The organism is Microbacterium sp. YJN-G, assembly GCF_015040615.1.
Classification (GTDB): domain Bacteria; phylum Actinomycetota; class Actinomycetes; order Actinomycetales; family Microbacteriaceae; genus Microbacterium.
Genome location: NZ_CP060402.1, coordinates 2,742,015 through 2,761,665 on the forward strand (window position 1 = coordinate 2,742,015; position 19,651 = coordinate 2,761,665).

Consider the following 19,651-nt stretch of genomic DNA (forward strand, 5'->3'; position numbering starts at 1 on the left):
GCCACCAGGATCGGTCACGGATCAGGGAGGATGCGCCGACTCGCGTCGCATCCTCCCCCGCCTCACTGGGCGATGAGGTGCCCGCGACCGCAGAAGGGGCCCGGCAGCACCGCGTGCCTCGAACCATCGGGGAACACGACCGTCGCCGCCGATCCGGCCGGGACCTCCGCTTCGATCTGGAGCTCGTCCCCGTCGATCCGCCACTCGACACGTATCCGCCCTCGCGGAGTGTCGAGATGCCCGGTCGCCCAGGTCAGTCCGCCGCCCAGGACGGGGGCGATCGTGAACGTGTGCCACGCGACCGATCCCGGGTCCTGACGAAGGCCGAGAGCATGCGTGTGCAGGAAGCGGATGACCGCGCCCTTGCTGTAGTGATTCAGAGACTCGTGAGCAGCGCCTTCGTCGTCGACGCCTTCCCAGTCCTCCCAGACGGTGGTCGCGCCCCTGTCGATCATGTGCAGCCACGACGGTGCGCTGCGCTGGAACAGCAGCTCGTAGGCGACACTGGCATGCCCGGTGTCGGCGAGCGCGGGCAGCAGATCGCCGGTGGCGAGGAACCCGGTCCCGAGATGGGTGCCGGCGGCCCGGATGAGCTCGACGAGCCGCTCCGCCGCCGCAGCGCGCTGCGACTCGGGGATGAGCCCGAAGGTGAGCGCGCGCACGTACGCGGCCTGCGTGTCCTGCACCGTTCGACCGTCACCCGCGAGGAACTCGGTGCGCCAGGCGTCGAGAATGCGGTCGGCCAGCACGGCGTATCGCTCGGCATCCTCGGCCCGACCGAGCACCGTCGCCGCGTCCGCGAGGATCCGCGTCGAACGGTAGAGGTAGGCCGTGCCGACCTCTCCCTTGTCGGCCATGAACCAGGCCATGGGGTTGGTCTTGATCGGGTCCAGGCGCGAGCCGTCCTCAGCCTTGGGAACAGGCTCGGTCCACTCTCCCCAGTGGAAGGTGCCGTCCCACAGATATTCCTCGTGCGGCTGCGGCTCCGCCGACCGCTCCACGCGGGAATGATGCCGTGTCGTGCGCGCAGCCCCGAGGGCCCACTCGACCCAGCGGACCATCGCGTCCCAGTTCTCCTCGAGAATCTGGGAGTCGCCGTACGCGGTGTACATCTCCCATGGCACGAAGGTGATCGCATCGCCCCATCCAGAGGATCCCGTCATCATCGCGAACTGATCGTCGAGGTTCAGCTTGATGCGGCGACCGTCAGGCGAGAAGTTCGCGATGCGCCCGTCGTCGAGCTGATCGTCGCGCACCGACCGCAGCCACTTGCGGGTGAAGCCGAGCACGTCGTACAGTCGTGCGGCCGTCGGCGCGAAGACCTGATAGTCGCCCGTCCACGCCAGACGCTCGCGTGTCGGGCAGTCGGTCGGCACATCCACGGCGTTGCCGCGGAAGCTCCAATCGGCGATCTCGTGGAGCCGGTTGAGTGCGGGCGCGCTGGACTCGAACGATGCCGTGCGACGAAGATCCGTCTGAACGATGCGCATCTGCGCTGTCGCCGCGTCGAAGGAGGCGCGTTCGCGCGATATCCGCGCGTACTGGAACCCGTGCACCGTGTGACGCGGCTCGAAGACCTCATCGCCTCCGGAGGAGACCACCTCGTCGTGCTGGACGAACACCACGGACGGTTCGCCCGGCTTGGTCGAGTCGAGGTGCGAGGTGTCGAGATCACCGTCCTGGTCGACGTGCTCGCCGTAGTCGATCACCGTTCGAGTGCCTGCGGGGCCGAGGTCAGTCAGCCGGATCCATCCCGAGGCGTTCTGCCCGAAGTCGAGCACCCAGGTGTCTTCTGCGATTCGGTTCGCATTCACCGCGTCGCGCGTCTCGACCACGCGCACCGGCGGGGCGGGCGACCAGGAGATGGGCGGCCCCTCGACCGCGCCGACGATCACGGGCACCGCGGATCCGCTCTCCGCGCGGAAGTCGGTCGTCTGCCCCTCCATCAGGTCGGCCCGGACGATCGTCGACTGAGCGCTGGTCCATTCGCCGTCGGTGCGGATCACACGCCGCGATCCGTCGGCGAGTTCGAGGTGCAGTTCCGCCCGAGCCGCGAGCGTCGTACCCCATCCCGCCGGCAGGCGGAACGCACCGACCTGACCTCGATACCAGCCGTCGGAGAGCTCGATCTCGAGTGCGTTGCGACCGCCCTGGAGCAGGGAGGTCACATCGGCCGCCTGCGCGTAGACCGTGCGGTCGTACGACGTGGAACCCGGAGCGAGCTCGGCGGTGCCGACCCGCTGTCCGTTGACCCTGGCCTCGTAGACCCCAAGCGCCGTCGAGTAGAGACGAGCCGCGACGACGTCGTCCGCCTCGAACGCGCGGGACAGTGTGTGGGCGCCGCGAGCTCCGTAGCCAGGGTCATCGTGCTCGACCGGGCTGATCCACTCCGCCGACCAGTCGGCGTCGAGCAGACCGCACTCGAAGGTCGACCAGTCGGACCACTCCGACGGGGCGTCCCCGGCTTGCACCCGCGCCCGCCACCGCACGCGCTGCCCACTCGTCAGCGGAACCCAGGGCCACTCGACGAAGAGATGAGAGCCGGCATCGAGCGGCACGCGCGCCCGGCTCTCGCCGTCGACGATCGCCTCGAGCTCGAAACCGTTCGATGTCTCCGCCTCGACGGGCACGGTGAACGACAGTCGCGGTGTGGCTTCCGACACGGTGAAGTCGTCTCCGCCACTGTCGATCCGCAGGTCGTACGGCGCAGCGGGCACGGATGCCGGGTTCGATGCGAGCGTCATCTCAACGCACTCCCTTGACCTTGAACATGATGATCAGACCGCCGATGAGGGCGAACACCGCGCCGATGAGGTACAGCAGCGTGTAGTTCTTCTCGGCACCCACGGCGCCGATCGTGATGATGAGGGGAGCGATCAGCGGGGCGATCGCACTGGGGATCTTCTGCGCGAAGGCGACCACGGCCATGTATCGTCCGGATTCGGCGCGATCGGGGATGATCGCGTAGACGATGGCCTGGTCCACTGTGGCGAACACGGCGATGGCGAGCTGCATGAGCACGGCGCCGATGATCAGCTGCGGCAGCGACCAGGCGAACGCCTCGGCGAGCGCGCCTCCGATGAAGATGAACGCGGCCGCGAGCACGAACAGGCGGCGGCGCTTGAGCTTGTCCGAGAGGAAGCCGCCGAGCAGCGCGCCGCCGGCAGCGGCGACGACCCCGAGCATCCCGACGGTGGCGACGACACCGGCCACCTCGCGCACCGGCAGGCACCGGCGCGACCTGCGTCATGAGACCGGTGAGCGCCGACACCTTGCCGCGCTGCTCTTCGGGCAGCTTGTCGGCTTGAAGCGTCTGGATCGCGGCTCCGGCCGTCGACCATCCGGTCATCGCGACCACCCAGCCCGCACCGACGAGGAGGAGGTTCGGGGCGAAGCCGATGATGACCGCCCCGACGATGCCGAGGGCAGCTCCGAGGAACAGGAAGGGCGTGCGTCGACCGAAGCGCGACCGGGTGCGGTCGCTCCAGATGCCGATCATGGGGCTCAGCACCAGGAAGATCAGCTGCGCGGTTCCGGTGACGTAGCCGAGCACCTCCTCATGCCCGGGGGCGAGTTCGGTGATGCGCAGCGCGAGGCCGTATGCGAGAGGCACCATCATCGCGATGGATGCACCGAAGTTCGCCAGCATCAGCCAGAAGATGTAGCCGCCGCTGACCTTGGCGGTCGGCTCGGCGGCGACCGCAGTCCCCTCCAGCGGAGAGCCGTCCGGCGTGTTCCCACCTATCGGCTGGGCTGCGGCGATCGAGTCGATCGTGTCGCTGCGGTCGAATTCACTCTTGGTCACCTGGACTCCTTCATCGTTCAGTGATCCGCGGCGCCCTCCTCTGGGCGCCGTCGCGAGATGCGGTCGAAATCCGTATGGCAACCGATTGCGATCCTGAGCGATAGTAACCACTTTGGTAACAGAAGGCAAAAGTGAGAGAGTGGGAGATATGACGTCACCGCCGACCGACACGCCATCACCGCGCCGCCGAGGCAAGAGCACATCCACACCGGCGAGACGGGCCGAGATCGTCGAAGCGGCACTCGCCAGCTTCGCGGAGCACGGTTATGAGCGGGCGTCTCTCCGTGACATCGCCAGCAGGGCCGGACTCACCCATGCCGCCCTGTTGCGGCACTTCTCCGGAAAGGAGGAACTCCTCCCCGCCGCGCTCGCGCAGCGCGAGGAGCACGAGGAAGACCTCGCCTCGCGCATCATGACCGCGAACATTCCAGGTGAGCAGATCCTGAGTGCGGTACTCGCCGACGAGTTCTCGAACTCGGAGTTCCAGCGCAACTGGCTCGCCCTCGCCGTCGCCGCGACGAACCCGGAGCACCCTGCACACGACTTCTTCCTCGGCCGGCGCGAACGCATGCGGTCGCGCTTCACAGATGGCCCCCTGCCAACCAGCGACAGCGAGCTCCTCACGGCCGACGAGAAGGTGACGCTCGTGCTCGCCATGGTCGACGGTCTGCGCATCCAGGCTCTGCTCGATCCTTCCCGCGACGCCCTTGGCCTGCTCACCACGTTCATGCGACTGGTGGCCGCTCAGCCTCCAGCCGCCGCTTCCTCACTATCGTGAGCTTCTGCCGAAGCGCCGGGCGCCTCGAGGGAGAGCTGCGGCGGTGTGAGCATCACCGCTTCGAGAGGGTGAACTCGCCCACACCGTCGTGGGTGGCGGCCGACTCATCCGCCGACCGCCACCCCTGTCAGCGCGCCACGAGATCCACCTGCTGCGCGTCGAGACCCGCCGCGGTGGCGCGAATGGTGATCGATCCCGGACCGATTGGACGGATGATCGCCAACGCCCGTCCGTCGTAGGTGGTGCGGGTCGCGGCCTTGAAATCCTCGGTCGAGTCCGGCTGCGCGTTCGCGAATCCCGCGAGGACCCCCGGCCCCTCGATCTCCACCGAGACGACGGCAGCGGCGTCGGTCGCCAGGGTTCCTCTGCGGTCGGCGAGCTCGATGGCTATGTACGCGAGATCGGAACCGTCGGCGCGCAGGTCTGCACGATCGGCGGCGAGGGCGAGACGGACGTCGTCTTCGCGAGTGCGCAGGCTGCTGACGCCGACCTCCCGCCCATCTCGGATGGCGACCGCCGTGAGCTCCCCCGGGTGATACTCGGTCTCGAGCCGTGCGATGAAGGCTTTGTGCGCGCCCACCTGAGCACGACCGACCGTGACTCCGTCGCGCCGGAGTACGATCTCCTCCGCGTCGCTGTACACATCGACCACGACCGGGGATCCGGCGGGCACATCCCAGCTCCAGCTGCTGACGACATCATCCCAGGACCAACCACCGATGAACACCTCGCGGCCGTGGTTCTCAGGACGATGAACCGCGATGTACGGCTCGCTCCGCAGCCCCCAGACCGTCTCTCGCCAGAACGAGATGGGGCGCCTGTTTCCGAGGATGTCGATCGTTCCGGACTGGGCGAGAAGCCAAGGGAAGGGCGAGCTCGGCCCCTGCGGCGCATCGGGGTCATCCGCGTAGATCGCTCGGCCGAGACCCGCCTCGCCGATATAGTCCCAGGCCGTCCATGCGAAGTCCCCGATCACGGTCGGGTGCTGCTCGACGAGCGGCCAGATCCTGTCGAGAGCGCGGGGGTAGGTCTCAGACCCGACCACGATCCGGTTGGGGTGCCGCTCCGCATCGATGGCATAGCGAGCTTCGGCGTAGTTGACACCGCTGACATCGAGCTGGGATTGCGCCTCCTCGATCCGCTCGGAGACCAGGTCCGATGCACCGAGAGTGTTCCCCATGTCCTCCATCGAGGCCATGAATGCGTTGACGTTCGTCGAGGAGGTGTCACCGTCACCCGATGCGGCATGTGCGGCAAGGACGTCGATGGCCGAGACCATGCCGTTGATGGCGTTCGTGACGAGCCGGGTGCTGTCGAGCGAGCGGACCTTCTCTGCCAGAGCGCGGCCCCATGTCGACCCGATCGGACTGCCGGTCTCGAAGATCTCGTTGCCGATCGAGTACATGATGACGCTCGGGTGGTTGAAGTCCTTCGCGACCATCGACTCGACATCGCGTTCCCACCACTCGGGGAAGGCGAGAGAGTAGTCGAACGCCGTCTTGGTCTTCGTCCACACGTCGGAGGTCTCGTCCCAGACGAGAAGGCCGTGGCGATCGCAGGCGTCGAGGAACGCGCGGCTGATGCTGTTGTGAGAGCTGCGGATCGCGTTGTAGCCAGCGGCTTTCAGCAGCTCGACGCGGCGTTCTTCTGCGCGCGGGTGTGCGGCGCTGCCGAGCGGCCCGTTGTCGTGATGGATGCACCCCCCGCGGAGCTTCACAGAGCGCCCGTTGATCCGCAGTCCGTGAACGGGGTCGACGGTCACGGAACGGATGCCGAACACCGACTCGTCCTCATCGAGAACCGCGTCCCCCTCGTGAATCCGGGTGCGCGCGACATGCAGGCGAGGATCGTCGACGTCCCACAACACCGGCTCCGCGAGGTAGTGACGCAGGTGCACCGGCGCCGTCGTGCCGGGGAGCAGGGTAAGGGGTGCCGTCTGCACGCTGAGCACATCACCCGAATCGCTGCGGATCTCCGTCTCCACCCGCACGGTGCGGGTATGGCGGGCCTTGTTGACGACCTCGACCGTCGTGACCACGGAAGCGAGGTCGGGGTCGATCACCGGAGTGGTGATCCGCACACCGTCGAGCGGGATGTGCACAGGGGCGGTGGCGACCAGCCAGACGTCGCGATACAAGCCGGCCCCGGTGTACCAGCGGCTGTCTTCGTGGGCGCGGACCTCCACGCTGATCGTGTTCGGCTCGCCGAATCGGAGAAAGGGATCGAGCGCGATGGCGAACCCTGCGTACCCGTTCGGGCGCTGGGCGGCGAAGTCGCCGTTGACGTAGACGACGGCGTCGCGATATGCCCCTTCGATATCGAGGACCACGCTTTTGTCACGCCACTCTGCGGGCACATCGAAGGTCTTGCTGTACTCCAGATGTGCACTGGGGTGATACCCGGTATGGCTTCCGTTGGGGCTGTTCGCCGAACGCGGCAGATCGCGGAGAGCGTCGTGCGGAAGGGTCACCGCCGCCTTGGCAGCCCCGCCGGTGAAGGCGTCGAAGATCGAGCCTTTGGGCCCGACGGTCCAGTCATTGTTGAAGGGTGTGCGGATCATGCCGGTGCTTTCTGATCGTGTGCCAGGGATTGAGAGGGGCGCGTGTCGGTGGTCACCGGACACCCTTGATGAAGCGGACGCTGATCGCCCCGAGGATCACGGCGACGATGGTCACGATGAACAGGGGCTGATAGAGCCCTGTCGCGGCGACGAGCGCCCCGGCGAGGGCAGGGGCGATGACCTGCGGTCCCGCGTTGGCGACGTTCATCACGCCCAGGTCGCGTGCGGAGTTGTTCATGTTCGGCAGAACGCGGGTGATCAGGGCCTGGTCGACTGCGAGGTACACACCGAACGCGACACCGAGGATCCCGCTCGCTACGAACGCGCCGGTCAGCGTGGGAGCCAGGAGATAGACGAGTGCGCCCGGCGCGAAGAGCAGACTCGACAGCGCGACGAACACCCGGACTCGTCCGAATCGGTCCGACAGCCACCCGCCGACGATCGAGAACACCAGCAAGGCGAGGGTGCTCACGCCCTGGACGGCGACGAGAACCGCGGCCGCCTCGGTGACCGTGCCGACGCCGATGTAGTCGGCAAGGATGTAGAGCTGCATGCCGGACATGAAGTTGTAGCCGAAGACGATGAGGAACCGCCCGACGAACGTCCACCAGAAATCCGGTGCGCTGCGGAAGCTGGGGAAACGGGAGGCGGCGCGACGCTCCGCCTTGGATGCACCGGAGACCGCGAGGGGCGGCACGTAATCCTTGGTCGTGAACGCGAAGATGGTTCCGAAGACGAGCATGACGGCGGCGATGCCTATGTATCCGACGAACAGACTCGTCGTGAGGCCGGCGATCGCGATGCCGCCGAAGGCACCGAGGATCGAAGAGGCGCCGACCAGCCCCGACATGGTTCCGCGATTGCGGACGGGCACGCGCTCAGGCAGCACGGCAGTCAGCGCGGCCTGCAACCCGCTGAGGGGCCACATCGCGATCGCCCAGGTGATGGCGAGCACAACCGGGCTGGGGCTGCTGGCCGTCACCAGGAGGGCGATGGTCGCAGCGATGGCGGATCCGAGGATCCAGATGTTGCGACGCCCCAGGAAGCGGCTGCTCGTCTTGTCGGAGAGCAGTCCGAGGAGCGGCTGCGCGACCAGACTCGAGATGGCCCCTGCGCTGATCACGAGACCCAGCACGCCCGCCGCCGCCGTCGTCTCCCCGAGCAGCTCCGCGACCTGCCTGCCCAGCATGACCTGGAGCACTCCGCCCCAGACGACGTTGACGCTGATCAGTGCCAGGGGGTAGATCACCCACAGCCACCGGCTCATCCGCTGCGGGCCTTCGGACGGCTCGAGGAGGGCATCGGGGCTGACGGCAGCACCGGGAACGGTTGCTTCGAAGGGGCCGGTTTCCGGATGGGTGTTGCTGGTCATTGGATCTCCACGTCCTTGTGAGGGGCTGCGCTAACGCGCGTTATCACCGAGTGAACACCATTTGCTTACGCGCGTCAACTACACTGGTGCAGACAACACCGGAGAGGCCTCGATGACAGTGACCGGCGACGACGTCGCGCGCGCAGCGGGGGTCTCGCGCCCCGCTGTCAGTCAGATCCTCAACGGTCGCGGTCGCTTCTCGCCGGATACCATCCGACGGGTCGAGGAGACCGCCGCGGCCATGAACTATCGCCCATCGGCGGCCGCTCGTACTCTCGCGACAGGCACGAGCGATGTCGTCATCGCCCTGGTCCCGAACACCACCTTCGGCACCAACCTGCAGGACTTCGTCGACTTTCTCACCGAAGAGCTCGCCCGCGCGGGACTGATCCTCGTGCTGCGCTTCGCGAGCTCGCCGGTGGAGCTGCTCGAGCACTTCATCACCACCGTGCGACCGCGCGCCGTCATCGCTCCGTTCGTCGCCCCCACGGCCGCGGAGCGTGAATCCATCGAGGCCGCCGGAATCGCCCTCATCGACCTGCACGCGGAGGGCGGTCGTGATGAGAACCACCGCATCGGCCAGCTTCAGGGCGAGTACCTGGCGTCGAAAGGACACCGGCACCTCGTCTACGCGCACCTCCGAGATACCCGCCTCGATGTCTTCGGCGACGCTCGGGAACAGGGGCTCGCCGACTACTGCCTCGCGCACGGAATCGACGCGCCGACGTCGATCCGGCTTCCGCTCGAGCTCGACGAGGCGGTATCCTTGCTTCGGACTCTGCCTCTCGGAACAGCCATCGCCTGCTACAACGACGACGTGGCCATCGCCCTTCTCGGCGCAGCGCGCGAACTCGGCCGTCGGGTTCCCGAAGATGTCGCGCTGATGGGCATGGACGCGACGCGGATCGGGACGCTCGTGGCGCCACGCCTCACCACGATCAAGGTCGAGGCAGCGCCCGCCATGGACAGAATGATCCGGGACGTCGTGAGCCGAGTCTCCGGATCCGCTCGTCCTGCCCGCCCGACCGACCCAGTCGTCCTCACCGTCGTACCGGGGGACTCCGCCTGACGCCGAGGGTCGTCATCCACGATGCTCCGGCGGCGACCGACTTCTGAGCGCGGTTGGGCATGCGGCTCGCCGAGTGCACGCGTCGCCATCACCGACGAGTTCTGGGAGTCGTGGATGGAAGTCGAGGGAAGCACACACGACCTGCTGTTCCCCAATGGACGAGGATCCCGTTTCCGCCTTCGCGTATACGGTTCCCGACGGGACGGCTCTTCTGCACGCGGCCGACGTCGCCGAAGATCTCGGCTTCGGAGACGAGATCGATCGTGACCTCGGCCGGCACGGCATCAGCAATGCGCTGTTCCGGTACCTCCGCGATCCGTATCAGCATCGGATCAAGCTGTTCACCACTCGATCAGCCGTCTGAGCGTGCGCAGCAAGACGGCTATCGCTGGGTTACCGCTGCCAGCACTCCGCACATTTTCTGGTCCGCGCGCAGGCAGTCGTTGAGACGGCCACCGTAAACGGGGTCCGTATCGAAACCACCTTTCGGGAAGTCTGGTTTCGGTCGTTAGTTTCGGGTCCGAATCGCTGAGTCGAGTTCGCTCATGAGCTGTGCCACTCGTGAGCTACCTGACGGCGCGGCGGGGTATCGACGCAGTATCTCGGGCAGGGGCGAGGCCGCCCGCTCGGCCAACCTGCGAACCCCATCGCTGTCTGTACCGCCTGTTCTCAGTTCGGCAACCCGCGCGGCGCAGGCCGCAGCACGGAGAATATGTCCGACTTGCGATGCTCTCGCGATCGGGTGGAGATAAGCGGCCGCTGCGGCGTCGCCGCAGGCCAGTGCTGCGAGCCGGGCCGTCTCCTCAGAGACACCCTTGGCAGCGCGGTGCGATGCGAAGGCGGCCGTTCGTTGCAGCTGTGAGCGTGGAGCGCCGCCAGCAAACAGTCGGGCAGCGTCGATCGCATCGCGAGGTCGCGTGTCACTCGGGGCGACGGCTTCGAAGTCGGGGAGTAATCCCTGGGCGCAGTCGGCGGCGAACCGGACTACCGCTCGCAGCTCTTCCATCGTCAGATCAAAGTTCTCGGTCCCCATCTCCCTATTGTCCCCTGTGCTTGTAAGAACGCTCAGTCGACCGAAAACGATCGTTTTCGGCGGGGAGACCTCGCGGCCGGATGCCGAACATTCAGCTCGCGCTGAGAATCAGATATCGCTCGTCATCGGTTCGGCCACCCCAGTACACGTCGTCGTCCAGTATCTGCAGTTGAACGTCGGCCCGAAGACTCCCGACGAGTCGAGCACACTCGGAAGACTTCAGACCCACACCATTACTCCACAGCCCTTCAATCAAGACGAGCGTGCCGCCCGGAGCCAGCAACTCTATCCATCTCTGCAGCGCCGCGGATGGGTCGGGCATGGCCCACAAGACGTGGCGGCAGAGAACAACGTCGAATGAGGCGGGAGATAACGGTGGCTCCGAAGCGTCCGCCACTGAGAAGAACGGACTCGGTACGACCGTGGCTGACTTCTCGCGTGCCCGTCGGATCATCTCCGTCGAAAAGTCCACTCCGTGCACGAGGTGCTGCCCCTCTGCCGCCAGCAGAGTGGACAGAGTTCCCGTGCCGCACCCCAAGTCTGCAACGCGGCGGCCGGGTTTGCCGATCAACGGGAGTAGCAGATCGGCCCAGGCACGGCGGACGACCGGATCTCGGAGACCATGATCGGCGGCCTGATCGAACGTTTCTGCCTCTCGGTCCCACATCTCTCTCGCGTCTTCGATCACGCGTTCGATACTCGCAGGAAGCACTCCGGCATTCCACCCTCGCCGAGCCATGGAGATTCGGCGAAACTGGCAGCCCGCGTGGCGCTCCATGCCATTCCCAGTTTCCGCATCAAGTCCGCGTGTCGCGCTGTTCTCGCCCACCGGCACTGGAAACACGCCCTCACCTACTCAGCCCCTTCTTACTTCCCTGTCTGGCCGTTTACCGACGATAAGAACATTTATCCGGACTATCGGCGCGAACCCGCATCGGTCGCGGACTGCGTGCGAAGTCCAGTCGTGTACACCCGAGCTGCTCACAATTCGTTCATTTATGCGACGCGAGTCCTCAGGCTGAGAACGCCGCAACGTGCCTGGACTCGGTGAAGTCACGCTCAAGCATTGGCCACGGGCCGTCCATGGCCGCTTATCGCATTGATACCGACAGATCTGCGTGAGTCCGACCTGCGCATGTCGAGTGTCCAGACGCGCGCTCTCGTGTGCCGCCGCATAGTTACTGGCGAACCTGGCTGAGAGCTCGTGTCGTTCGTCGCACTCGTCGGCTAGGCCATGAAAACGTCAACGAAGCCCGACTCACCACGAACACTCGACTCGTCCAGGCCCGCCGGGCCTTGGCCGACGCGCCTGCGGCGGGGGCGCGTACATCAGTGCGATAAAGGAGGACATCAGAATCACGCCCGGCCTGCTTGACATCTGATCGAGACTCCACCTCGCGGGTAGCGATCGACAGACTCTCACTGCGCGTACATAAGACAATCGTCCGCACTGAGCCGCCGGTAGTCGCTCTCAAGACTCGTGGATGGTGTCCACAGGGGGCGGACTCACCTGCTGCTCCTCGCACCTTCCGCACGTACACGGCGGCGACTCGTAGTCGACCCAACCGGTGTAATCAGCCGCCCAATCCGCAGCCACGTACCATTCGTTGCGGCGCTTCCGCCGCGCGACCGCCTCCGGGTCTTTCAGCAAGACCCAGATGTAGCTCCCAATCATGACCGCCATGCAGACGATCTGCACGGAGAACACGAGCCATTGCGCACGAGGGAATCTGCACCACGGATGCACCAAGCCCCGCCCCGGATACGGAAAAACCCCCGATTTCTCGGGGGTTTCCATGGCGGTGACGGTGGGATTTGAACCCACGGTAGGGGGTTACCCTACACAACTTTTCGAGAGTTGCACCTTCGGCCGCTCGGACACGTCACCGTCGTCCAGCTTACGACACGTGGTGCCCTGCACGCGAATCGAGAGCCCCGGCGAATCCGGGAGCCCGCGAAGGACGCGCGACCTCACCAGCCCGACGACACAGCGGCGTGCGTCTCGAGGATCCCCTCGGTGGTGCCGGCTGGCGCGCGGCCGATGCCGCACTCGGTTGCGACACCGAACGCCGGCGCGAACCGGGATGCCGCGGCGATGCGGTGCTGCGCGCCTTCTGCGCCGTCCTCGCTGTGCACGAGGCCGAGGTACAGCTCGGCGACCGGCGCCAGCCCGGCAAGGGGTGCGAAATACGCCTCGTCGTCGCGGTCGATCGGCACGGGAAGGTGCAGCCAGGTCAGCGGACGAGCGGATGCCGCGATCACGGCGTTCGCGTACCGCACCAGCGTTCCGGCATCTGCGGGCTCGATGAAGTGCCGCTCCCCAGCGTCGCCGTAGCAGAGGTGCACGCCGACCTCGACGCCGATGGGTACAGCATCCACCAGCGCCGCGAGCCGGGTGACGAGACCGTCGAACGGGTCACCCTCCCACCACGCCTCCATCGGTCGCCCGTAGCCGGAGGCGCGCTCGATGATGCCGAGCTCACTGGCGACATCCCACTGGATCGCGAGGTCCTCGTGCGGCACGGCGGCGAGGATCTCGTCGAGCTCACCCAGCAGCGCATCCGCGTACACCGGCTCGATCGCCGCGCGGTCGTCACCGGTGAAGAACGACGACACCACCGCGACGGGCGTCGGCAGCGACACCTGGAAGCGCACTCCCGGCTCGATCTCGCCGGACTCGCGCAGGCGCCGGAAGATCTCGTACGACTCGATCGCGGCGGCCGCGTATCCCAGTGGCGGCAGTTCGATCGCTGCGGCATCCGTCCCGTCGGCGATGCGCAGCGGGCGCGCGTCCAGCCCCGCGCCGAATGGGATGCGCTCGTCGCCCACCCGCTCGATGCCGTCGGTCTCGCCGAGCACGTCGGGCTGGAACATGATCCAGTGGAACCGCTTGCCGACCTCGCCGTCGGGGATGCGGCGCAGCCGCCCACCGAGGGTCCCGGCGGCGGTGCGCATGGTCTTCTCGGCGTCGTCGTAGTTGACGCTGCCCACGAGCAGCGCGCCCTGAGGCTGGAGTGAGGTCGAGGTCATCCCTCCAGGCTATCCGCGCGTGCGACCGTCGACGATGCGCACGACGCGGTCCACCGACCCCTCCGGCGGGGCGACGTGCGAGATGAGGATCACGGTCTGCTCGCCGGTCGCGCCGAGCAGGTCGCGCAGCAGGGCGTCGGATGCATCCGCGTCGACGCCCGCGGTCGGCTCGTCGAGCACGAGCACCGGGAATCCGCGCAGCAGCGCCCGCGCCAGTGCGATGCGCTGCGCCTGCCCGCCCGACACGAGGGCGCCGCGGTCGCCGACCCGCGCGTCGAGTCCGCCGCGATCGCGCGCCCAGCCGGCGAGGCCGACACGATCGAGCACGGCGATCAGCTCGTCGTCGGTCGCGGTGTCCCGCGCGAAGAGCAGGTTCTGCCGCAGATCCTCATCGAACAGCTGCGGCGTCTGCTCGCACAGGCCGACGATCGCGCGCAGCTCGGGCCCCGGGATGCTGTCGGCATCCGCACCGTCCAGCAGGTACTCGCCGTCGTGCCCCAGGAACCCGGCCAGCACGGCGGCGAGGGTCGACTTGCCCGCGCCGCTCGGCCCGGTCACGAGGATGCGCTCGCCCGGTGCGGCATCGAGATCGACGCCGGTGAGCGCCGGACTGGGGGCACCGGGCCAGGAGGCGCGGATGTCGCGCAGGGCGAGCTGCGGAGTGGGTGGTGTGGGGGTGGATGCTGTGGGGCTGGGGCCCTTCGACAGGCTCAGGGACCCAGTGGTGGGGGCAGGGGCGGGGCCCTTCGACAGGCTCAGGGACCCAGTGGTGGGGGCAGGGGCGGGGCCCTTCGAGAGCCTCAGGGACCCAGCCGGGGCGGCCGCGTCGGGGCGAACCTCGCGTGGGAGCGTCTCAGGGGCGACGGCGGCGACGCGCTCGGCGGCGGCGCGCACCGTGCGCCATGACGCGGCCGCCTGCGGCACGACGGAGAACACGTCGAACACGGCCATCGGCAGCAGCACGGCCACGGCGAACCAGGCGGCATCCGTCGCACCGCCGCCGGCTCCGGGCACGGCGACCCCCAGCGCCCAGATCGATGCGACACCGGCGGCCACCGACACGACCGCCGCCGACAGTGCCTGCGCGAGCGCCGCCCGTGACACGGTGCGGCGCAGCTCGGCATCCGCTGTCCGGATGCGCTCCCGCGCCTGCGCCTCGGCGCCGTAGGCGAGCAGCACGTCCAACCCCGTGAGGTAGTCGACCAGCGCGCCCGACAGGTCCGCGCGCCGGCGCGACACGGCGCGCTCGGCGCGATCGCCGAGCAGCCAGCCCACCAGCACAGCGATGGCCACAGCGAGCACGAGGCACACGGCCAGCGCCACCGCCGCGGCAGGCGACACCAGCACCATCACGCCGATCGAGGCGACCGCGACGACGCCTCCGGTCACCAGCGGCTGCACCACCCGCAACGGCAGATCCTGCAGACTCTCGATGTCGTCGATCAGCACCGACAGCACCGCGCCGCGATCGGTGCCCCCGAGCCCGGCCGGAGACAGCGGCGTCAGCCGGCGCACGATCCCCGAGCGCAGCCCCGCGAGCTGCCGCAGCGCGGCGTCGTGACCGGCGAGCCGCTCCAGGTACCGGAACACCGCCCGCGACACCGCGAAGAACCGCACCCCGACCACCGCGACCGACAGCGGCACGAGCGAGTCGACGATCGACGCGCTGACGATCAGCCAGCCGCTCACCAGCAGCAGTCCGATCGCCGCCGCCGCCGACAGCACTCCCGCCAGCAGGGCGGGCACGAAACGACGTGCGGGTGGCATGGCCTGCCGCAGGATGCTGCGCACCTCCGCCGCCCCGCTCACGCCGGCACCCCCAGTTCGACGACGGCATCCGCGATCTCGCGGGCCGAGCGACGATGCGAGACGAGCAGCACCGTCGCACCGGCATCCGCCGTGGCCCGCAGCGACGCCCACAGCTCTGCCTCGGTGCCGGCATCCAGGGCGCTCGAGGGCTCGTCCAGCGCGAGCACGCTCGGTCCGCCGCCCAGCCGGTACAGCGCCCGCGCCACCGCGACCCGCTGCGCCTGCCCACCCGACAGGCCCGCCCCCTGCACGCCCAGTTCGAGCTGCGGGTCCAGCCCGGCGGCTCCCGCCCAGTCCAGGGCGTCGCGCACGCGCGCGGCATCCGGTTCGGCATCCCCGAGCGCCACGTTCGACGCGACCGTCCCGCGCATCAGTCCCGGATGCTGGCCCGCCCAGGCCAGCCACTGCGGCGCGTCGAGCAGCCGCACGTCCACGCCGTCCAGCCGCGCGTCGCCCTCGAACGCGACGGCCCCGCGCAGGGCTGCCAGCACGCTCGACTTGCCCGCCCCGCTCGGTCCCTCGATGAGGGTGATCTCGCCCGGGTTCGCCCGGAACGACACCGGCGGCAGATCGCGCACGCGCAGGTCCCGCACGATCAGCGTGCCCGCGGCGCGATCGGGGCGGCGGAACAGCGCGGGCGCCTCCGGTCCGCCGAGACGAGGCCGGTCATCGGCATCCGCGGCATCCAGCACCTCGAAGACCTGCTCGGTCGCCGCCACGCCCTCGGCGGCGGCGTGGAACTGCACCCCCACCTGCCGCAGCGGCAGGAACGCCTCGGGCGCCAGCAGCAGCACGAACAGCCCCACTCCCAGCGCCATCTCACCGTCGAGCAGCCGGAACCCGACCGTCACCGCGACCAGCGCGACGGCCAGCGACGACAGCAGCTCGAGCGCGAACCCCGACAGGAACGAGAAGCGCAGCACGCGCATCGTCTCGACGCGGTACTGCTCGGCGGTGGCGCGCATCCGGTCGGCGGCGCGGCGCTCCCGGCCGAAGATCCGCAGCGTCGAGAGCCCGTGCAGGATGTCGGCGAAGCGGGCAGCCAGGTGCTGCAGCACCCCGAGCTGCCGGCGCTGCACGACGCGCGTCGCCACCCCGATCAGCACCAGGAAGACGGGGATCAGTGGCAGCGTCACCACCGCGATCACCCCGCTCGGCCAGTCGGCGCTCCACATCACCGCGACGATCGCCGGGGTCGCGATCACCGTGAGCACGAGCTGCGGCAGGTACCGCGAGAAGTACGGGTCGAGCGCATCGAGGCCGTGGCCTGCTGTCACCGCCAGCGCCGCACGGTTGCGCTGCGCCAGCCACTCCGGGCCGCGCCGCCCGATCGCCGCGATCAGCGCCTCCCGCAGCTCCGCCCCGGTACCGGCTGCGGCCCGCAGGCCCCAGGCCTCCGACGCCCAGAGCAGGATGCCGCGGGCGAGCACCACCGCGATGAGCGCGGCCGGCTGCACGGCATCCGCTCCCCCTCCCTCGACGACGGCGGTGATCGCCCCGGCGAGCAGCCAGGAGAACGTGATGGTGACCGCCGTCTGGGCGAGCGCGATCAGCGCGGAGCCTGCCAGGTACCAGCGCGCGGCGGACGCGTGGCGCAGCAGCCGCAGATCGATCGGCTTCACGGCCGGCGCCCGATCTGCGGAGGTCGCCCCGATCCGCTGACGAATCCGCCGGATCTCTCCGCAGATCGGGGCGACGTCAGCGAATCGGGGCGGGTCGACAGGGTCATGCGTGCGCGGGCGCCGCCTCGATCGAGCGGCGGGTGACGCGCTTGCGGAACACCCAGTAGGTCCACGCCTGGTAGGCGAGCACGAGCGGCAGGGCGACCAGGGCGGTCCAGCTCATGATCTGCAGCGTGTACGGGGTGCTCGAGGCGTTCTCGATCGTCAGGCTGTTCGCATCGGCGATGGTCGAGGGCAGCACGTACGGAAACAGCGCGGCGAACAGGGCGAGCACGGCCAGCAGCACGGTCAGCACCCCGGCGAAGAACGCCGCGCCGTCACGGTGCCGCAGCGAGAGCAGCACGGATGCGATGAGGAAGACGGCCGCCCCCGCTCCCGCGCCGACCACCAGCCACAGCACCGGCGCTTCGCGCCCTGCGGCGAGCGCGATCGTCCACACCACGGTGCCCGCGGCGGCGAGGATCGTCGGCAGGGCGGCGCGGCGGGCCAGCCGGCGCGCGTCGGCCTGCACCTGACCGTCGGTCTTCAGCGCCACGAAGTAGATCCCGTGCAGGAAGAACAGCAGCAGCGTCGTCACACCGACCAGCAGCGCGTACGGGTTCAGGAGAGTGAAGAGATTCCCGACGTAGACGTGACGCTCGTCCAGCGGCACGCCCTGCACGATGTTGCCGAAGGCGACACCCCACAGCAGCGCCGGCACGGCCGAGCCGACCACGATCATGCGGTCGAAGCGCGCCTTCCACGCGGCATCCGGGCGCTGGTGACGGTACTCGAACGACACCCCGCGCAGGATCAGCGCGAGCAGGATGATCAGCAGCGGCAGGTAGAACCCGCTGAACAGCGAGGCGTACCACTCGGGGAACGAAGCGAACAGGCAGGCGCCGGCGACGATCAGCCAGGTCTCGTTGAGGTCCCAGATCGGGCCGATCGTGTTGATCACCTGCCGGCGCGACACATCGTCCTTGCCGAGGAACGGCAGGGTCATGCCGACGCCGAAGTCGAAGCCGTCCAGCACGAAGTAGCCGATGAAGAAGAAGGCGATGAGCCAGAACCAGAGGAATGCGAGATCCATATCCGTTCCTTCCGATCAGTACACGACCGACGGCACGGGGTCCGTCTCGTGGTGGGTCTCGGACGTGTCGGGGCCCTTCTGCGCGGCCTTGACGATCAGCCCGATCTCCACGACCGCGAGGGCGGCGTAGATGACCGTGAACGAGATCAGCGAGATGAGCACGTCCAGGCCGCTCACCCCGGGCGAGACGCCGTCCTGCGTGGTCATCAGGCTGAACACGATCCAGGGCTGGCGGCCCATCTCGGTGAACACCCAGCCGACGATGTTGGCGCCCAGCGCCAGCGGGTACGACCAGATCGCGATCTTCCACATCCAGGGCGCCGGCGGCTTCTTCGCGCTCTTGCGCGTGACCCACAGGCCCACGACGGCGATGAACGCGTGCAGCATGCCCAGGCCGATCATCCAGCGGAACGCCCAGTAGGTGATCCACAGCACCGGGGTGAAGTCGGTCAGGCCGGTCGACTCGCCGTACAGCGCGAGGTACTCGGCGTTGAGGTCGTTGATGCCGTGCACGCAGCCGTCGAGCGTGTGGTTCGACAGCAGCGAGAGCAGGTACGGCACGCGGATGCTGAACAGGTCGGTCTTGCCGTCGGGCGTGCCGAGCGTGAACAGGCTGAACGCCGCATCCTTGCCGCAGACCGTGTCGTAGGTCGCCTCGGCGGCGGCCATCTTCATGGGCTGCGTGTCGTACATCGCCAGGCCCAGCTGGTCGCCGGTGAACACGACACCGGCGGTGGCGACCAGGATCGCCCACAGGCCGAACTTCAGCGAGATGCGCATGGTCTCGACATGCTGACCGCGGGCGAGGTGCCAGGCCGAGACCGAGATGACCACACCGGCGGCGAACATGAACGCACCGAACAGCGTGTGCGGGAACGCGGCGAGCGCCACCGGGTTGGTCAGCAGCGCCCAGAAGTCGACGAGCTCGGCCCGGTTGGTCACCGGGTTGTACTCGTAGCCCACCGGGTTCTGCATGAACGCGTTGGCGGCGATGATGAAGTACGCCGACAGGATGCTGCCGATCGACACGCACCAGATGGTGGCCAGGTGCAGCTTCTGCGGCAGCTTGTCCCACCCGAAGATCCACAGCCCGATGAACGTCGCCTCGAAGAAGAAGGCCAGCAGCCCCTCGAAGGCGAGCGGTGCGCCGAACACGTCGCCGACGAAGCGCGAGTAGTCCGACCAGTTCATGCCGAACTGGAACTCCTGCACGATGCCGGTGACGACGCCCATCGCGAAGTTGATCAGGAAGATCTTGCCGAAGAAGCGGGTCAGGTGCAGGTAGTGGATCCTGCCGGTGCGCACCCACGCGGTCTGGAAGATCGCCGCCACCAGGGCCATGCCGATCGTCAGGGGCACGAACAGATAGTGGTAGACGGTCGTCAGACCGAACTGCCAGCGCGACAGTACCAGCGGATCAAGCCATTCCATTCGCCGCTCC

General features: G+C 68.2%; 14 protein-coding genes, 1 tRNA gene and 1 pseudogene. 3 read left to right on the forward strand and 13 right to left on the reverse strand.

The features are described from left to right. Window positions 1–62 precede the first annotated feature (62 nt). From H7694_RS13225 to H7694_RS17700, 3 genes and pseudogenes are all read right to left on the reverse strand, one after another. Window positions 63–2,744, reverse strand: coding sequence for a family 78 glycoside hydrolase catalytic domain (locus H7694_RS13225; RefSeq protein WP_227468122.1), 2,682 nt, complete (start codon window positions 2,742–2,744; stop codon window positions 63–65). Between the two features lies 1 nt (window position 2,745). Beyond that, window positions 2,746–3,222 (reverse strand): MFS transporter, encoded by a 477-nt coding sequence (locus H7694_RS17695; protein WP_227468123.1) that lies wholly within the window; start codon window positions 3,220–3,222, stop codon window positions 2,746–2,748. A 70-nt stretch (window positions 3,223–3,292) separates the two neighbouring features. Further along, a pseudogene (locus tag H7694_RS17700) lies at window positions 3,293–3,649 on the reverse strand (MFS transporter); the annotation flags it as partial. A gap of 304 nt (window positions 3,650–3,953) precedes the next feature. Between H7694_RS17700 and H7694_RS13235 the strand changes: the two are divergent. Beyond that, on the forward strand, window positions 3,954–4,583 hold the full coding sequence (locus tag H7694_RS13235) for a TetR/AcrR family transcriptional regulator (protein WP_193596935.1): 630 nt from the start codon (window positions 3,954–3,956) through the stop codon (window positions 4,581–4,583). 127 nt (window positions 4,584–4,710) lie between these two features. On the opposite strand, the gene H7694_RS13240 is transcribed toward H7694_RS13235, so the two are convergent. Both H7694_RS13240 and H7694_RS13245 read right to left on the reverse strand, forming a co-directional pair. After that, the gene (locus H7694_RS13240) at window positions 4,711–7,143 is read right to left on the reverse strand and encodes a glycoside hydrolase family 2 protein (RefSeq protein WP_193596936.1); all 2,433 of its coding nucleotides are present in this window, start codon (window positions 7,141–7,143) and stop codon (window positions 4,711–4,713) included. Between the two features lie 52 nt (window positions 7,144–7,195). Beyond that, window positions 7,196–8,515, reverse strand: a complete 1,320-nt coding sequence (locus H7694_RS13245) for an MFS transporter (protein ID WP_193596937.1) — start codon at window positions 8,513–8,515, stop codon at window positions 7,196–7,198. A gap of 112 nt (window positions 8,516–8,627) precedes the next feature. Here H7694_RS13245 and H7694_RS13250 point away from each other — a divergent pair, with 112 nt between their 5' ends. Together H7694_RS13250 and H7694_RS13255 are read left to right on the forward strand one after the other, a co-directional pair. After that, window positions 8,628–9,584 carry a LacI family DNA-binding transcriptional regulator gene (locus tag H7694_RS13250; RefSeq protein ID WP_193596938.1) on the forward strand — a complete coding sequence of 319 codons (957 nt, stop codon included), beginning with the start codon at window positions 8,628–8,630 and terminating at the stop codon, window positions 9,582–9,584. Between the two features lie 154 nt (window positions 9,585–9,738). Further along, window positions 9,739–9,948 (forward strand): hypothetical protein, encoded by a 210-nt coding sequence (locus H7694_RS13255; protein ID WP_193596939.1) that lies wholly within the window; start codon window positions 9,739–9,741, stop codon window positions 9,946–9,948. 144 nt (window positions 9,949–10,092) lie between these two features. Here the strand turns inward: H7694_RS13255 and H7694_RS17870 are convergent, their stop codons facing one another. The 8 genes from H7694_RS17870 to H7694_RS13290 form a co-directional block, all read right to left on the reverse strand. Next, window positions 10,093–10,617: a putative immunity protein gene (locus tag H7694_RS17870; RefSeq protein WP_413782920.1), complete on the reverse strand. Its 525-nt coding sequence runs from the start codon at window positions 10,615–10,617 to the stop codon at window positions 10,093–10,095. A 91-nt stretch (window positions 10,618–10,708) separates the two neighbouring features. Then, a complete protein-coding gene (locus H7694_RS13260) occupies window positions 10,709–11,305 on the reverse strand; it encodes a class I SAM-dependent methyltransferase (RefSeq protein WP_227468124.1) in 597 nt (198 codons plus the stop codon). 1,109 nt (window positions 11,306–12,414) lie between these two features. After that, a tRNA-Ser gene (locus H7694_RS13265) sits at window positions 12,415–12,505 on the reverse strand. Between the two features lie 83 nt (window positions 12,506–12,588). Further along, on the reverse strand, window positions 12,589–13,647 hold the full coding sequence (locus H7694_RS13270; RefSeq protein ID WP_193596940.1) for a hypothetical protein: 1,059 nt from the start codon (window positions 13,645–13,647) through the stop codon (window positions 12,589–12,591). A gap of 9 nt (window positions 13,648–13,656) precedes the next feature. After that, the gene (locus H7694_RS13275; RefSeq protein WP_193599225.1) at window positions 13,657–15,414 is read right to left on the reverse strand and encodes an amino acid ABC transporter ATP-binding/permease protein; all 1,758 of its coding nucleotides are present in this window, start codon (window positions 15,412–15,414) and stop codon (window positions 13,657–13,659) included. Between the two features lie 38 nt (window positions 15,415–15,452). Then, on the reverse strand, window positions 15,453–17,078 hold the full coding sequence (gene cydD / locus H7694_RS13280; RefSeq protein ID WP_193596941.1) for a thiol reductant ABC exporter subunit CydD: 1,626 nt from the start codon (window positions 17,076–17,078) through the stop codon (window positions 15,453–15,455). A gap of 103 nt (window positions 17,079–17,181) precedes the next feature. Next, entirely contained in the window at window positions 17,182–18,210 is a 1,029-nt protein-coding gene (cydB, locus tag H7694_RS13285; protein ID WP_193596942.1) for a cytochrome d ubiquinol oxidase subunit II, read from the reverse strand. Window positions 18,211–18,225: 15 nt separating this feature from the next. Then, the gene (locus tag H7694_RS13290) at window positions 18,226–19,641 is read right to left on the reverse strand and encodes a cytochrome ubiquinol oxidase subunit I (protein ID WP_193596943.1); all 1,416 of its coding nucleotides are present in this window, start codon (window positions 19,639–19,641) and stop codon (window positions 18,226–18,228) included. Between the last annotated feature and the right edge of the window lie 10 nt (window positions 19,642–19,651).

Bases quoted from the DNA above. Each gene is read 5' to 3' on its own strand.
- H7694_RS13255 (WP_193596939.1), top strand. From the start codon at position 9,739: ATGGACGAGGATCCCGTTTCCGCCTTCGCGTATACGGTTCCCGACGGG.
- H7694_RS13235 (WP_193596935.1), top strand. From the start codon at position 3,954: ATGACGTCACCGCCGACCGACACGCCATCACCGCGCCGCCGAGGCAAG.
- H7694_RS13240 (WP_193596936.1), bottom strand. From the start codon at position 7,143: ATGATCCGCACACCCTTCAACAATGACTGGACCGTCGGGCCCAAAGGC.
- H7694_RS13225 (WP_227468122.1), bottom strand. From the start codon at position 2,744: ATGACGCTCGCATCGAACCCGGCATCCGTGCCCGCTGCGCCGTACGAC.
- H7694_RS13245 (WP_193596937.1), bottom strand. From the start codon at position 8,515: ATGACCAGCAACACCCATCCGGAAACCGGCCCCTTCGAAGCAACCGTT.
- H7694_RS13290 (WP_193596943.1), bottom strand. From the start codon at position 19,641: ATGGAATGGCTTGATCCGCTGGTACTGTCGCGCTGGCAGTTCGGTCTG.
- H7694_RS17870 (WP_413782920.1), bottom strand. From the start codon at position 10,617: ATGGGGACCGAGAACTTTGATCTGACGATGGAAGAGCTGCGAGCGGTA.
- cydB (WP_193596942.1), bottom strand. From the start codon at position 18,210: ATGGATCTCGCATTCCTCTGGTTCTGGCTCATCGCCTTCTTCTTCATC.
- H7694_RS13270 (WP_193596940.1), bottom strand. From the start codon at position 13,647: ATGACCTCGACCTCACTCCAGCCTCAGGGCGCGCTGCTCGTGGGCAGC.
- H7694_RS13275 (WP_193599225.1), bottom strand. From the start codon at position 15,414: ATGCCACCCGCACGTCGTTTCGTGCCCGCCCTGCTGGCGGGAGTGCTG.
- H7694_RS13250 (WP_193596938.1), top strand. From the start codon at position 8,628: ATGACAGTGACCGGCGACGACGTCGCGCGCGCAGCGGGGGTCTCGCGC.